The organism is Pantoea sp. GW821-FHT03E06 (assembly GCF_059420725.1).
Map to the genome: position 1 here is coordinate 3,480,114 of NZ_JBWKUG010000001.1, position 16,610 is coordinate 3,496,723.

The following is a 16,610-nucleotide window of genomic DNA, read 5'->3' on the forward strand; positions in this document are numbered from 1 at the left end:
AAACTGCATACTGAACGCGAAGACAAAAAAATAATACTACCCCTACACAATCTGGAGCACGTTAATATGAACTCTCACCTCGAAAAAAGGGTGATGCGTAAAGTGACGTTACGCATTGTGCCCTTCATCATGCTGCTCTACTTCATCGCCTTTCTCGATCGCGTCAATATTGGTTTTGCTGCATTAACCATGAATCAGGATTTAGGTTTCTCGCCCACGGTGTTTGGTTTTGGTGCCGGAATTTTCTTTCTCGGTTATTTCCTGTTTGAAGTACCGTCAAATTTAATTCTGCACAAAGTCGGCGCACGCATCTGGATCGCCCGCGTGATGATTACCTGGGGATTAGTCTCCGGCTGCATGGCCTTCGTGCAGGGCACCACCAGCTTCTATGTGCTGCGCTTCCTGCTCGGCGTAGCGGAAGCCGGATTCTTCCCCGGCATCATTCTCTATCTCAGCTACTGGTTCCCGGCGGCGAAACGCGCGCAGGTCACCGCTATCTTTATGGCTGCCGCACCGCTTTCGACGGCGCTCGGTTCGCCAATTTCTGCTGCGCTGCTTAAGATGCACGGCCTGCTAGGCTACGCCGGCTGGCAATGGATGTTTGTGCTGGAAGCCATCCCGGCGCTGCTGTTCGGCATCGTGGTGCTGTTCTACCTCACCGATCGGCCAGCAAAAGCCAAGTGGCTGAACGATGAGGAGCGCGCCTGGCTGGAAAACACCCTGCGGGCGGAAGAGCAGGCGCGCGCCACCAGGCAGAGCCACAGCAGCGCATGGCGCGGACTGGCCGATAAGCGCGTGTTAGCGCTGGCGCTGGTCTATTTCGGCACCTCGGCGGGCTTGTACACGCTGGGCATCTGGTCACCGCAAATCATCCGTAGCTTTGGCGCATCCTCAATGGAGATCGGTTTCCTCAATGCCTTCCCGGCGGTAATTGGCGTGATCGGCATGATCCTCTGGGCGCGCCATTCGGATCGCACCAAAGAGCGCAGCTGGCACGTGATCGGCGCCTGTTTACTGGCGGCGGCCGGACTGATTTATGCCGGCAACGTCAGCACGCTGTTTACGGTGATTATCGCCCTGACGCTGGTCACCGTCGGCATCAGCGCCGCCAAACCGCCGCTGTGGAGCATGCCGACGCTGTTCCTCAGTGGTCCAGCGGCGGCAGCGGGCATCGCCACCATCAACTCGATTGGCAACCTCGGCGGTTTTGTCGGCCCGATGATGATTGGCGTGATTCGCCAGCAAACCGGCAGCTACAGCTGGGGACTCTATTTCGTGGCGGGACTGCTGGCGATCTCCGCCATCGTGGTTCTGCTGCTCTCCACCCGCGGCAATAAGCCGCAAACGGCGGAGCTTCCTCATCCTCATACTCATTAATCTGGAGATACAACATGCGTAACTATTCGATTGCCGCTATTCCCGCAGACGGCATTGGCCCGGAAGTGATCTCTGCCGGTGTGGAAGTCTTGCACGCGCTAACGCACCAGGATCCGCAGCTGAAGTTCAATGTCGAGACCTTTGACTGGGGTTCGGATTACTACAAACAACACGGCGTGATGATGCCGGAAGATGGCCTGCAAACGCTGAAGAAGTTCGATGCGATTTACTTCGGTGCGGTGGGTGCGCCTGACGTGCCGGATCACATCACGCTGTGGGGTTTGCGTCTGCCGATCTGTCAGGGCTTTGATCAGTACGCCAACGTGCGCCCCACCAAAATCCTGCCGGGCGTGACGTCACCGCTGCGCAATCGCGGTCCTGGCGATCTTGATTGGGTCATCGTGCGGGAGAACTCAGAAGGCGAATATTCCGGCAACGGCGGGCGGGCGCACCGTGGTTTGCCGGAGGAAGTCGGTACCGAAGTGGCGATTTTCACCCGCGTCGGCGTAACGCGCATCATGCGTTATGCCTTCAAACTGGCGCAGTCGCGCCCGCGTAAGCTGCTCACCGTGGTGACCAAATCCAACGCCCAGCGTCACGGCATGGTGATGTGGGATGAGATTGCCGCCGAAGTGGCGATCGAGTTTCCGGATGTGCAGTGGGACAAAATGCTGGTTGATGCCATGACGCACCGCATGACGCTGCATCCACAAAGCCTCGACACCATCGTGGCCACCAACCTGCACGCCGATATTCTGTCGGATCTGGCGGGTGCGCTGGCGGGCAGCCTCGGCGTGGCGCCGACCGCCAATATCGATCCCGAGCGTCGCTTCCCGTCGATGTTCGAACCGATTCACGGCTCAGCGTTTGATATCACCGGCAAAGGCATTGCCAACCCGATCGCCACCTTCTGGACCGCAGTACAGATGCTGGAGCATCTCGGCGAGCGCGACGCGGCGGCGCTGATTATGCAAGGCATCGAGTTTGTCTGCGCCAAAGGCATTTTGACCCCGGATGTCGGCGGCACGGCCAACACCGCCGAGGTGACGCGTGCGGTAGTGCAGTTTATTACGTCCAAAGCCAGCGTGGCAGAAGCCCTCTGATTTAACCCAGTGCGGGTTGAATCATCCCACCTTCCATAGCGGCGCAATGAATTGCGCCGCTATGGCTCGTGCATACTGTGATTCGACGTGTGTCGACTGGAGAAAAATGGCGGTGCACAGGTGCTGGTGAAATTAAGTCGCCCGATATAAGTAAATAAATGATTCATAGCCCTTACAAGAAAAGGGCTAATAATCCGATTCACAATCATTTCTCAGCATAACAAAAAAGTAACATTAATGATGATTGATTTCATCAGCTTGGAAATTAAAAATAAATATAAGCGGTACGGATAATTACCTGGCACACAATCAAGCCAGGAAAATTTATTTATTCTTACGCGAAAAATAATTAAGCAAACTCTAAGAAATAATCGAGCCTTTTCAATACCGATAAGATAACTCCTAATTAGTCCGCCTTGTGCGTTAGGCTTTAACGACTAGCCTTAAGGTGTAACTGAAATAATAGTTATCTAACTTTTTGAGGCAATAATCATGACGACACCACGTGGCGGTTCTGGCAATTTTGCCATGGACCCAGAAAGAGCCCGCGAAGCGGGAAAAAAAGGCGGCCAGCTTAGCGGCGGTAATTTCCGTAATAATCCGGAACGCGCTATTGAAGCAGGGAGAAAAGGCGGAAAAAAAAGCCGTCGCGTCGTGGATAAATCGCCTGAGTAACGTCTCTGCGGCTAGCAATTAATAGGTGAAATAGCCGCAGCACCCTATTTTCAATAAGGTAGCACATTATGAGCAATAACAGCGAAACACACTTTCTCGATTGGGTCAGAGATGCCCATGCCATGGAAAAACAAGCGGAAAGTATGCTGGAAAAAATGGCCTCACGCCTTGAGCACTATCCCGATCTCAAATTACGCGTTGAACAGCATATAGATGAAACTCGCCAGCATCAGGTGCTAGTACAAAGCGTAATTGACCGCTACTCCACCTCGCAATCGGTATTAAAAAATATCGCCGGCAAAATATCCGCTTTTGGTCAGGCGATGGGCGGCATGATGGTAGAGGATGAAGTGGTGAAAGGCGCGATCAGCGGAAATGTGTTTGAGCATCTTGAGATTGCCAGTTACACCTCGCTGATAGCCGCAGCCCAGCATCTCAACGATCATGAAAGCGTCGATATCTTTAATCGTATTCGTGAACAGGAAATTGCGATGGCAGAATGGACGCTGAACAATCTGCCGGTGGTGACGGAACAGTATTTGGTTCGCTCTGCCACGCCGGGCGTTGAGGCGAAAAAATAACGCCGAAGCGCACAGCATGACTCTTCCATTTTTCGCAATAATGACTTCGCTAATTCGGCTATTCTGCCGCTAAATCGTCTGTGCGAACCTTATGGCATGGCTCGGGATCGTCCCGAGCATCACCTAAGGAAGCACACGATGAAACTCTATCATTTCCCCCTTTCCGGCCATGCACACCGTGCACGCCTGTTTCTGTCGCTGCTCGGTTTACCGCATGAAATTATCGATGTTGATCTCAAAGCGGGCGAGCACCACACGCCGGAATTTCTCGCCATGAACCCGTTCGGGCAAGTGCCGGTGCTGGAGGATGACGGTACGTTTATTGCCGATTCCAACGCCATTCTGGTCTATCTGGCAAAGAAAACCGGCCGCAGCGAGTGGCTGCCGGAAGATGCACAGGGCGCGGCAGCGGTACAGCGCTGGCTGACCGTCGCAGCGGGCGATATCGCGTTTGGTCCGGCAGCAGCGCGCTTGATTACCGTGTTTGGACGGCCGTTTAATGCGGAAGAGGTCATCGCCCGCGCGCACCTGGTGCTGTCACGCATAGAAAACCACCTCCAGAACCGTGAATGGCTGGTGGGCGATGGTCCAACCATCGCTGACATCGCACAGTACAGCTATATCGTGGGCGCACCCGAAGGCAACGTCGACCTTTCCGGCTACCCGGCGGTGAACGCACTCTTGCGCCGTATCGAAGCGCTGCCGGGCTTTGTGCCCTTCCCGCAAACCGCTGCCGGCCTGCGCGGCGTCGCCTGAGCGTACCATCATGAGTAAGAAACTGCCGGTGTGGCATCAGGGTGAAATTGCCCTTCAACAGCAGGCGGGTGTGGCGGAGCGCATGGCGGACGTGGGTCGGCGCGTGGTGCGCGATCACATGCCCGATCAGCATCGTGACTTCTATGCGCAGCTGCCGTTTATCGTGGCAGGTAGCGTTGATGCGCAGGGCGATGCCTGGGCCACGCTGCTGGAAGGTCAGCCCGGCTTTATCTTCTCACCCAATGCCACCACGCTGGACATCGCAGCGCGCGCGGATAGCAGCGATCCGGCCGCGGCCGGGATGCAGGATGCTGCGCCGATTGGCCTGCTCGGCATCGAGCTGCACACTCGTCGCCGCAATCGCATGAATGGCGTTCTGACGGCAATTGGCGGCGGGTATCGCGTGCAGGTTGATCAAAGCTTTGGCAACTGTCCGCGCTATATCTCGCTACGCGATTTCCGCTTTGCCCGCGATCCGGCCGAGCGCTATGACGCAGCAGCAGAAACCCTGAGCGTGCTGGATGACGCAGCGCGCACCACTATCGGCACAGCGGATGCGTTCTACGTTGCCAGCTATGCCGACCAGCCTCATCGGCAGGTTGATGTTTCCCATCGCGGCGGCAAACCTGGCTTTGTACGCATCGGTGATGACGGCCTGCTGACGATTCCCGATTTCAACGGCAATCTGTTCTTCTCTACGCTCGGCAACATCCACCTGAACGGCAAAGCGGGGCTGCTGTTTGTCGACTATGCCAGCGGCGACACGCTGCAGCTGAGCGGTGATGCCGAAGTGATCCTCGACTCGCCAGAGATCGGCGCTTTTCAGGGCGCGGAGCGACTCTGGACGTTTCGCGCGCGCCGCATCGTACGTCGTCGTGCCGCCCTCGCCCTGCGCTGGATGACACCGGCAGAGAGCGCAGAAGCGAGCTCGCTGATGACGGGGGATTGGCAAAACGCCGCCGAACGTCTGCGTGCGGCGGAACTGGTTTCGCGCTGGCGGCCGTTTAAGGTGACAAAAATTGTCGAAGAGAGCAGCACTATTCGCTCGCTGCATTTACAGCCGGATGACGGTGCGGGCGTGCTGCCGCATCTGGCCGGCCAGCATCTGCCGATTCGTGTGCAGCTGCCAGCTGCAGAGAAGCCGCTGATGCGCGCCTATACGCTTTCGGTCGCGCCTGCGGATGGGTTTTATCGTATCAGCGTGAAGCGTGAGGGTGCGGTATCGCGTTATCTTCACGATGGGATTGCGGTTGGCGATACGCTTGAGGCGCGTGCTCCGGCGGGCGATTTCACTATCGATGCTAACGAAACGCGTCCAGCGGTGCTGCTTGCCGCCGGCGTGGGCATTACGCCCATGCTGGCGATGCTGCGGCATCTGGTGTTTGAAGGCCAGCGTAAGCAGCGGATGCGGCCAACGGTTCTGTTGCAATCGGCTCGCTCTAAAGCCGAGCGGCCTTTCGCGCGTGAGCTTGATCAGCTGCTGGCACAGGCGCAGGGTGCCGTCAAATTGGTGCGTGTGCTAAGCCACACCACGGATGCGGAACAGGGCTTCGATTACGACATCGCTGGACGCATTGATATGGCGCTGCTTTCGCAGGTGCTACCGTTCAACGATTACGATTTCTATCTGTGCGGTCCACCAGCATTCACGCAGGCGCTGTATGACGGACTGCGCGCTTACAATATCGCCGATCATCGCATTCATGCAGAAGCCTTTGGCCCTTCCTCGCTGCAGCGCACTCAGGATGTTGCTCGGCAGGATACGCCGCGGTTGCCGGTTGCAACCCAATCGGTGCCGGTGAAATTTATGGACTCATTAAAAGAGGCGCGCTGGACGCCGGATGCGGGTTCACTGCTGGAGCTGGCCGAAGCGCGCGGGCTGAGCCCGGCTTATAGCTGTCGCGCCGGGCATTGCGGCAGCTGCAAAACCAAACTGCTGCAAGGCGCGGTAACCTATCAAACAGCCCCCAGCGCCAGCGTGGCGGACGATGAAGTATTGATTTGTTGCGCGCTACCCGCTCAACAAGAAGGAGAAGAACAGTCGATACACCTGGCGTTGTAAGTATCAGGCTTCACACATTAACGGGCATTAATCAGTCCAGATTATGCCGGCGAGCAAAGTTAGCGAGTTCAACCTGATTACTCATACGTAACTTTTTGAGCAACCGGGTTTTATAAGTGCTGATCGTTTTATCACTCAGCTTCATAATTTTTGATATATCAATGTTTTTCATACCGCTTGCCAGGTATTTCAAAATTTGCAATTCACGCGCAGACAGAAGAGAAACAAAATCACCTTCTGAATCAGGGATCGACGACGTTTGTTTATTGTTCAATACTGGCATGGGAAAATAGCTGTACCCGGACTGGATCGCTCGAATGGCATCGTGCAGTTCGGAGAGATTATTCTCCTTGCTGATATAACCATTCGCTCCCGCTTTAATGCTAAGGTTAATATAATGCTGCTCTCTTTTCCCTGTCAGCACCAAAATATAACCGGAAAAACCAAGCCGACGTAATCTATTGACCACCTCAATGCCGTTAATTGAGGTGATATCGATATCGACAATAACCAGGTCGGGCTGTAACGTTTTTGCCATGCTAATACCTTCAAAACCATCACCGGTCTCTGAGGCAACAATATACTCTTTACTTTCCAACAAAATACGCAGTGCAAGTCGGGTTACAGGGTGATCATCAATAATTAACACTCTTGACATAGGAAACGTCTCGAAAGGCAACTCATTATTATTGTCAGGGCAACTATGCTACGATCTTTAGCGGCATGACACACGCACAATTGGCTGTAGCATTACGCTCGCATTCAGAAAAGTCCTTCTTATTGCACCACTTCGCCATATTATGGCTTTGAGCATCATGAAATTCCCTACAGCTTACTTTTTAATTAACCACCAAATACATACGTACGTTCTTTTGCACTAAAAAGGCGATGAAAATACTCATCGCCTCTATTTTACTTGCTGACTACTCTTTCAAAAAATTAGCCAATCATTACCAACTCCAGCGTACCCCAACGCTGGCATTCCATGGTGTTTCGGTTTTGGAACCTTTGCTGTAATTCGCTTCGCTATAAAGTTGCACATCCTGAGTGAGCTGCGCGGATGTACCGAGCGTAAATTTACCCTGCACGCCCGACATATCATTGTTAAAACCATTATCATTGATATGAACCTTGTTGTTTTTTGCAAACTCCTCAATGAGTGAGGCACGTAACCAAGGTTGAATTGTCATGCCATTTTCTAATTCAATATTCTTTCCAACAACGCCATGCAATGCAGCCTGCTTAGAGGTTGCCATGTCACTATCGGCTTTAAGGCCATTATCTAAACGGTAGCCCGTGCCTTTGATCCATACGCTTGATAACTGCACTGATGGCTCAGCGAACCAGCCGCCATCAAAATCAATACGTTTACCCAATTCAACAGATAACCCGAATGCCGGCGTGCTGTAGCCGCCTTTGGCGAGCTGGCCATCACTCATACGCGCGTTAGTATGGTTGCTGAAGTTGTTTGCTTTGATGACGTTATCGATAAACCAACCATCCTGCAGCAGGAAAGTGGAGTAACCGCCGATAAAGAAACTGTCGATAGTGCCGGAACTGTTGTGCGTAAACGCCAGGTTACTGCGGCTATAACCGCTGAACAGGCCCAGCAGCATTTGCGATTGCCCTACATCGATTGCGCTGTCTACACCAACAGAAATACCTGACTGGTTTTGGCTATAACCCTCGCCGTTGGCGTCATGCATTTTAAATTCGCCGCCCACGCCACGTACCCATGCGCCACCCGTTTGTTTACCCTGACGCACATCGCCCAGACGAGTACGCAAGGTGGTCATTTCGCCATACCATGCGGAAGGCATCGCGTTAAAAATGCCCAGCGCGGTGGCTGTTGAAGGCGTCACAACGGGATCTCCGCCATCATCACCGCCGCCGCCCTCTTTAAATTTCTGGGCTAACACCCAATCGTTATCCTGATGCTTTAACTCGTACTGGTAGGTACCCGCATCCACGACGCCATTTTGCAAAGTAAACTGCTCATCGCCATTGCCAGCCGTTTTTACCACCGCCAGTACATCGTGCGTTTCACCTGGCTCCAGACCGGTATTGTTAATCGAGAGAACGTGATCGCCCGTGGCGTTTCCGCTAACGGTAATCAGGTCACCCGTGAGCTTCTGCAGATCGGTTGTCATCGCAAACTGGCTATTGCCGGAGAGATCGCCCAGCGCGAGCGTTTTGAAGCCATCGTCGCTGTGGGCAAATTCAATCATACCCGCTGAAGCCAGCGATTTGAGATCGGAGTTTTTGGTCATCAACCAACGGCTGCTGCTGTCGATGGTCATAGCCGAACCGTTAAATATGGCGCCGGTTAATTGCGACGATTGCGCAAGATCGACATCCACACGATTGTTACTTTCCGCGATGATGTCACCGCTCAGCAGCACATCATTTTCAGCCTTCAGGCTAACCCTGCTCGGTTGAGTACCGCTCTTACTGTCCAGCAAAATACCGTTACCCGCAATCAGCTGCGAACCATTCTTCACGGTTAAATCGAGTGCGGCGCCATCGGCCATCACCGCTGAACCACTTTTACTCACCAACGAGGTATTATCTAACACAACATTGCTGGTGTTAAACCCCGTATCGCTGGTGACATATAACGCTGGTGCATCTCCAAGCGTTTCCAGCTGGCTATTGCTGATATTAAAATTCCCTGAATGCGCGGCAAGAATATAAGCGTCCTGACCATGCGTGAGAGCCTGAATATGATCAGCATTAATGGTGCCGCCCGCATCAGCAAACAGGGTATGAGCGGCATTGCCGTAAGTGGTGAGAGTGGTATCTGAGAGGGTTACTGAAGAGTTATTGCCCGCCACAGATATTGCCGTGCCGTCATCATCCTGAGAAGTAATGCTACCACCGTTGAAGGTGGCAGTCGCATTATCGCCAACATTAATGCCAATGCCGCTATCCGTATTAATGATGGTATTGCTAATAGCAATATCGCCGGACTGCACATAAATGGCCTCGCCCTCGGACGTGTGAATATTACTATTATCAAGGGTCATTATGCCACGGCCATTACTGGCACTGTTAATTTCAATGCCGCGCGTTCTGCCATTGGCAGATATATTTAGCTCGTCTGCATTGACGCTGCCATTACCCAATAGTAAACCGCTATTGGCATTACCACGCATGACGATATCAACATTTTTAAGCGTCGCCTGGGAATCACCTGCGGTATTATCGACAAACAGCTTGAGGCCATTTCCCGCTTGCCCATTGCCAAATATATTGACATCTGTCGCCGTCAGGCTGCCATTTTTTAATGCGATGCCGTTGCCACCCACGCCGTCAGCCGTAATGGCAACACCGTTAAGATTGAGTGTGGCGCCATTGTCCGCATGGATTCCATCACTGTTATCTCCGCCCACGGTGATTGACCCACCGATGATATTCACCGTGCCATTATCAACATTAATGCCATGCGAATTCGCGCCACGGGTAACCAGCGTCGAACTTTCTAAATTTAACGTACCACGATCTAATACCTGGGCAGCAGCATAATTATCACCGGAAGTACGAAAATCTAACCCAGCAATAGTTTGTAATACGCTATTATCCCCGGATACATACAATGGATAATCTCCAGGCGTACGTCCTTGATAACTCGATGTGGCGATTAATATTTTACCATCAGTCACTTTCCAGGGAGAATCCGCATAGGATAGCGATGAAATACTCATCGTGGCGATAGCGAGCAGACATTGGTGTGATAATAAGGATAACTTTAATTTAGGTAACATATTCTTACTCCTTGAACGTGTTTCTACCGTGAATACATCTGAAATAAAAAGACATAAAATCCTTCATGCAAGATTGATAAACATTCCTTTAAATGTCATTCGGAACGCTATCTTCCTTTTGTAGTCTTTTTCCCTATGGGGTGTAGGAGGAGGAGAGTTTTTGAAGTGATTTTTTTTAAAATAAGGCGGGCTTTTATTTAAAATAATCCCCATTACGGCGCGGAGAAATATTATAAACGAGTATTATTGCGGGAGACTTTCTCATCAACTATTAAAAAATTTTTCACATGCTAATTAAAATTATTTAATAGCACTAATGCTGTCGTCCTCTACTCAATGCCCTCGCCCCGCCAGATGCGAGTAAAGTGTGGATTGAGGTGGCATGAAATAATAACGAAAAATTTAACTTCTAAAAATCTCTTTAACCCCTTGTATTAATTGCACTTTAAACCAGACGCAAGAGAAATCATCCTGTCTCACAGCGTATTGAGCCACGTCTCATAAGCGCATTTTTTTGAATCCTTATTATAGCGCCGTTAGTTACGTACTGGATGTAGCTAAGTAATAGAGAGTCAATACCATGGAAGAATCGAAAAAGAGTAATGTGCACCGTTCCAGCCACGAGAACGCCACCGTCTCTGTTTTAACCGATGCGCCTGCAGCTGCCATCAATCATGCAGCAGATTCTGCGGTTGGGCAGATCTCAGCCACCAACGTCGTGCTCGCAGAAGCAAAGCCGGTTCAGGTTTCGTATGTTGCCGATGACGAGCACGCTAAACAGGTTATTGCCGACGGCATAACCTACGACGCCACCCCACGTTTTGTTGGTACGGCTGAACCCTACACGTCCATCATCATTTACGATGGTGAAAATCAAATTGGTGTAACGACATCTGATGAGAACGGAAACTGGACATTCACGCCAGCATCGCCATTAGAGGTCGGGGCACGCAATCTTACTTTCAGCTCAGATAAATCCAGTGATTCCTTTAATTTTGTCTTACTTGCTGAGGGAACGACGGTGATTTCGCTGGATTATCAAATCGATGACAGCGGAGAGCGCAACAACACGATTGTGCCAGGCGATAAAATTCAGGACACCACCCCACGATTTGCCGGAACGGCCGATCCTAATACCACGATCACCGTCTACGACAATGGTCAACCGATCGCGGTAATCACCTCTGAAGATAATGGCAACTGGTCCTTCTTCCCGACGCTGGGAACTGGGGCACACTCGCTGACCTTCGATGCAGGCAATGGTAATACGACTAAACCGTTTACGTTTGAAATCGTCGGTACAGCGGAACCTGAAGTTCCTGTCATTGTGGAACCGGAAACGCCTATCGTTGTAGATCCAGAAATTCCTGGCATCCGGGAGCCTGGAGCACCCGTTAGAATTTCCTTTGTCGTCGATGATGAACGCAGCAAGCAGATAGTCGAGGGCAGCAAAAGTTACGACTCCACGCCACGTCTGATTGGTGATGCAGCGCCAAATACCTTAGTTACCATTTTTGATGGTGAAAAAATCGTCGGCAGCACTATGTCAGATGATAAGGGCTTCTGGAGCTTCACGGTCAAGCCTGCACTGGATGCGGGATCTCACCACCTGATTGTCACTACCCCAGGATCGAGCGTTTCGTTTGATTTTGTTGTTCTTCCCGTAGGCACAACCCCTATCACCCTGACACCGCCAGTCGATGACAGCGGCGAACATAACAGCTATATCGCTCCCGGCGATAAAATCCACGACACTACACCACGCTTTGCTGGACGTGCCGATCCTGGCGCCGTCATTACCGTTTATGATAATGGCAAACCGATTGCTGAAATCACGGCTGAAGCCAACGGCAACTGGTACTTCTTCCCTGAAATGGGCGTTGGTGAACATAACCTGATATTTGATGCGGGTAATGGCAACACCACACAACCTTTTAATTTTGAAATCGTTGGTCCTGAAACCGTAGCAACAACCATTGATTACGGTATTGATGATTCCCGCGGCTATGAAAATTATCTTAACCGTGGCGACACCACTAATGACACCACACCACTTCTGCGCGGTCATGCTGCACCGAATGTAGAGGTCACCATTTTTGACAATGGCAAACCTATTGGTACCGCAATGGCTAACAGCCGTGGCGAGTGGGAATTTACGGCCGAGCTGTCTGACGGCTCCCACAACATCACCGCAAAAGCCAGTACCGGTAATGAAAGCGATACCTTCAGCTTCACCATAGTGGACCCGCAGGGTGTGCAAATTAATATCGGTAACGCTTACGATGATACGCGTGGCTATGAACTCGATATTGAGCGCAACGGCATCACTAACGATACCACGCCACGCTTTACCGGCAGCGCCGGTCCGAATGCAAAAATCACCGTATATGACAACGGCCAGCCTATCGGTACCGTTGATGCCAATGACATGGGCTATTGGACCTATACAGCAGATCTGAGCAGCGGCGCGCACAGCATCACCTTTGAGGCAGGCAAAGGCAGCCTGAGCGATGCGTTTAACTTCACGGTAGTCACACCGGAAAGTCAGCCAATCACTGTCGATCACGCCTACGACGATACGCGCGGCTACGAACGTGAATTTGATCGCAACGCCACCACTAATGACACTACACCGCGTTTTACCGGGCGTGCAGGTCCGAATGTAAAAATCACTGTGTATGATAATGGGCATCCGGTTGGTGAAATTGTTGCAGATTCTGCAGGTTACTGGACCTATACGGCGAAGCTGGGCGCTGGCGCGCATAGCATCGCCTTTGAAGCAGGAAAAGGCAGCCTGAGCGATGCATTTAGCTTCACTGTGACAGCACCGGAAAGTCAGCCAATCACCATTGAAGCGGTGAACCAGGACATCAATTACGGCTGGGAGCCGGTTGGTGAGAACGGCACCACACGTGACACCACGCCGCGCTTTAACGGCAAGGCTAGCCCGAACGTGCAGATCACCGTGTATGACAACGGTCAGCCTATTGGTGTCACCACCTCGAACAGCCGCGGTGAGTGGGTCTTCACGCCGGAACTGGGTGGCGGTGCGCACAGCATCAGCTTCAAGGATGCACAGGGTAGCGAGAGCAAACCGTTCAGCTTCACCGTCGATGCAAACATCACCATTGAAGCGGTAAATCAGGACATCAATTACGGCTGGGAACCGGTTGGTGAGAACGGCACCACACGTGACACCACGCCGCGCTTTAACGGCAAAGCCAGCCCGAACGTGCAGATCACCGTGTATGACAACGGTCAGCCTATCGGTATCACCACCTCGAACAGCCGCGGTGAGTGGGTCTTCACGCCGGAACTGGATGGCGGTGCGCACAGCATCAGCTTTAAGGACGCGCAGGGTAACGAGAGCAAACCGTTCAGCTTCACCGTCGATGCAAACATCACCATTGAAGCGGTAAATCAGGACATCAATTACGGCTGGGAGCCGGTTGGTGAGAACGGCACCACACGTGACACCACGCCGCGCTTTAACGGCAAGGCCAGCCCGAACGTGCAGATCACCGTGTATGACAACGGTCAGCCTATTGGTGTCACCACTTCGAACAGCCGCGGTGAGTGGGTCTTCACGCCGGAACTGGGTGGTGGTGCGCACAGCATCAGCTTTAAGGACGCGCAGGGCAACGAGAGCAAACCGTTCAGCTTCACCGTCGATGCAAACATCACCATTGAAGCGGTAAATCAGGACATCAATTACTTCTGGGAACCGATTGGTGAGAACGGCACCACACGTGACACCACGCCGCGCTTTAACGGCAAGGCCAGCCCGAACGTGCAGATCACCGTGTATGACAACGGTCAGCCTATTGGTGTCACCACTTCGAACAGCCGCGGTGAGTGGGTCTTCACACCGGAACTGGGTGGCGGTGCGCACAGCATCAGCTTTAAGGACGCGCAGGGCAACGAGAGCAAACCGTTCAGCTTCGCGATTACAACACCAGAAAGCCAGCCAGCCACTATCGATCGCGCATTTGATGATAGCGGATGGTCCGATCGTGAAGTCGGCGACAATGACTCGGTCAAAGACACATCGCCACGTTTTAACGGCACGGCGGCACCGAATACGCTGATCACTATTTACGATAACGGTGTTGAGATCGGCTCTGTCGTCTCGAGCTGGGGCGGACGCTGGAACTTCGAGCAGGAACTCGGCGGCGGTAAGCACATCATTACGGTGCAAGCCGCAGGTGGCAGCATGAGCGATCCCTTTACTCTGTATATCAACGCACCGGTTGTGGAGCCAGAAGTACCGGTTGAACCAGAAGTGCCAGCAATCCCCGTCACTATCGATCGCGCATTTGATAATAGCGGATCATATGATCGTGAGGTCGGCGACAATGACTCGGTCAATGACACATCGCCACGCTTTAACGGCACGGCCGCACCAAATACGTTGATCACTATTTACGACAACGGCGTTGAGATTGGCTCTGTCGTATCGAGCTGGGGCGGACGCTGGAACTTCGAGCAGGAGCTGGGCGGTGGTGAGCACACCATTACAGTGAGAACCGCTGACGGCAGCGAAAGTGATCCGTTTACTCTGTATATCAATGCACCGATTGTGGTTGATCCAGTGGAGCCAGAAGTTCCGGTTGAGCCAGAAGTGCCAGTTGAACCGGAAGTGCCAGTTGAGCCAGAAGTGCCTGTTGAGCCGGAAGTACCAGTTGAGCCGGTAATACCGGTATTGCCGGAAATTATTTACACCGTCGAAACAGCATACGATAGCGTCCTGAAATCTGGTCTCATTCCTGCCAATGGCGAGAGCGATGACAGTGCCCCACGCTTTACCGGACATGCATTACGATTTGCGATAGTGAAGATCTTCGATAATGGCGTAGAAATTGGTGAAACACGCGCTGATGGACAAGGTTTCTGGACATTTAAGCCTGAAACAGCGTTACCGCTTGGTGAACATAACATTACCTCAGGCCCAGACGTAGAACATCAAGGCCCAGCCTTTAACTTCACCGTGGTGCCTGCTGATACAGAGAATCCATTGGAACCAGGCACATCTTATGAAGTAAACAGTGCCTACGATAACTTCTTTAGAAAAGGGTTCATCAGTGCCAACGGAGAAAGCGATGACAATACGCCTCGCTTTACCGGAAAAGCACAACCGAACGCCTTGGTTAAGATCTTCGATAACGGTGTGGAGATAGGTGAAGCGCAGGCTAATGCATCAGGTGTATGGACATTTAAACCTGAAAAAGCATTAGATCTGGGAGAACACCGCATCACCGCTGGATCGAGTGAAAAATATCAGGGTGAAGCATTTACTTTCAGCGTAGTGCCAGCCGAATATCCTCGTATTTTGGTGCTCGAAAGTATTGCTGAGTATGATGGCGGTATTAGTCATTTAGAGTGGGATCAGCGTAAATGGGAAGTTCGAGACAATACGCCGTCCTTTAGTGGTATCGCGGCACCGGGCTCGGTGGTTACCCTCACCAGTAATGGTGAACCATTTGGAACGGCGACGACTGATGAATATGGCCGCTGGAGTTTCGACGTCACTACGCCCCTGCAACCAGGTAAGAATCATATCATCGTCACCGGTGAAGGGCAGCGTGAAAGCTTTGACTTTGAATACGATTTAGCGCATCCAAACGATATGCCAATCCGTTGCGGCGCCTACGACGACGAACAGGGCGATAGCTATATCGTGCCTCGTAGTACTACCTCTGACTCAACCCCAACCCTGAAAGGCGTTGCTGGCCAGGACATCATGTTGGAAATTTACGACAATGATGAAAAGGTCGGTGAGGTGCGGACAGGTCAGGATGGCTCGTGGTCATTTACGCTACCTGAGCGTGATGATGGGTCGCACACCGTTGTGGTTAAAGGTCTCTATCTTGAGAGTCACCCGCTTAACTTTACGGTGCAGGCTGAGTCTAATGAATCAGCGCTGAATATCTCAGTTGCCGATCTTCTTAGCTCCCCGGAGCAAGCGCTGTTTAGTGAAGAAGTTGAAGCACAGCAGCCTGCTGCAAAACCACTATCTATCGCGCAAGCCGATATGACCGTAGAAACGCAGTCTGGTGTGGTGAACAACAGTGCGTTGCCGCTGATTGAACCTGAAGAGCAAAACTACACAGCAATGTGATGTTTTACTTCATTAATAGGTAAGTAAAAACGGATGGTTCGCCATCCGTTTTTTTATGTCTGAAAAGGCGAATGTTACGGATGAGCACCAATGAAAAAAGGGTATCAGCGTTAACTGATACCCTTTTTCTGAAGGCTTTGATGTTCAACTAGAATTGTTGCTGTAAACACCACC

At 52.1% G+C, this 16,610-nt stretch carries 9 protein-coding genes; 7 read left to right on the plus strand and 2 right to left on the minus strand.

All coding sequences use genetic code 11. The features are described from left to right. Positions 1–66 precede the first annotated feature (66 nt). From AC07WB_RS16120 to AC07WB_RS16145, 6 genes are all read left to right on the plus strand, one after another. Complete coding sequence (locus tag AC07WB_RS16120; RefSeq protein WP_494940837.1) at positions 67–1,377, plus strand: MFS transporter; 1,311 nt, start codon at positions 67–69, stop codon at positions 1,375–1,377. A gap of 14 nt (positions 1,378–1,391) precedes the next feature. After that, on the plus strand, positions 1,392–2,480 hold the full coding sequence (locus AC07WB_RS16125) for a tartrate dehydrogenase (protein ID WP_400458331.1): 1,089 nt from the start codon (positions 1,392–1,394) through the stop codon (positions 2,478–2,480). A gap of 492 nt (positions 2,481–2,972) precedes the next feature. Further along, positions 2,973–3,155: a con-10 family general stress protein gene (locus AC07WB_RS16130; RefSeq protein ID WP_007893075.1), complete on the plus strand. Its 183-nt coding sequence runs from the start codon at positions 2,973–2,975 to the stop codon at positions 3,153–3,155. 68 nt (positions 3,156–3,223) lie between these two features. Next, on the plus strand, positions 3,224–3,736 hold the full coding sequence (locus tag AC07WB_RS16135; RefSeq protein WP_097096047.1) for a ferritin-like domain-containing protein: 513 nt from the start codon (positions 3,224–3,226) through the stop codon (positions 3,734–3,736). Positions 3,737–3,874: 138 nt separating this feature from the next. Beyond that, complete coding sequence (locus AC07WB_RS16140; RefSeq protein WP_400458329.1) at positions 3,875–4,492, plus strand: glutathione S-transferase family protein; 618 nt, start codon at positions 3,875–3,877, stop codon at positions 4,490–4,492. Positions 4,493–4,502: 10 nt separating this feature from the next. Then, positions 4,503–6,554 carry a 2Fe-2S iron-sulfur cluster-binding protein gene (locus AC07WB_RS16145; protein ID WP_494940838.1) on the plus strand — a complete coding sequence of 684 codons (2,052 nt, stop codon included), beginning with the start codon at positions 4,503–4,505 and terminating at the stop codon, positions 6,552–6,554. A 31-nt stretch (positions 6,555–6,585) separates the two neighbouring features. On the opposite strand, the gene AC07WB_RS16150 is transcribed toward AC07WB_RS16145, so the two are convergent. Together AC07WB_RS16150 and AC07WB_RS16155 are read right to left on the minus strand one after the other, a co-directional pair. After that, positions 6,586–7,212 carry a response regulator gene (locus tag AC07WB_RS16150; RefSeq protein ID WP_494940839.1) on the minus strand — a complete coding sequence of 209 codons (627 nt, stop codon included), beginning with the start codon at positions 7,210–7,212 and terminating at the stop codon, positions 6,586–6,588. Positions 7,213–7,504: 292 nt separating this feature from the next. Further along, the gene (locus tag AC07WB_RS16155) at positions 7,505–10,318 is read right to left on the minus strand and encodes an autotransporter outer membrane beta-barrel domain-containing protein (RefSeq protein WP_494940840.1); all 2,814 of its coding nucleotides are present in this window, start codon (positions 10,316–10,318) and stop codon (positions 7,505–7,507) included. 580 nt (positions 10,319–10,898) lie between these two features. Here AC07WB_RS16155 and AC07WB_RS16160 point away from each other — a divergent pair. Then, positions 10,899–16,436, plus strand: coding sequence for an Ig-like domain-containing protein (locus AC07WB_RS16160; protein WP_494940841.1), 5,538 nt, complete (start codon positions 10,899–10,901; stop codon positions 16,434–16,436). The last annotated feature ends 174 nt before the right edge of the window (positions 16,437–16,610 follow it).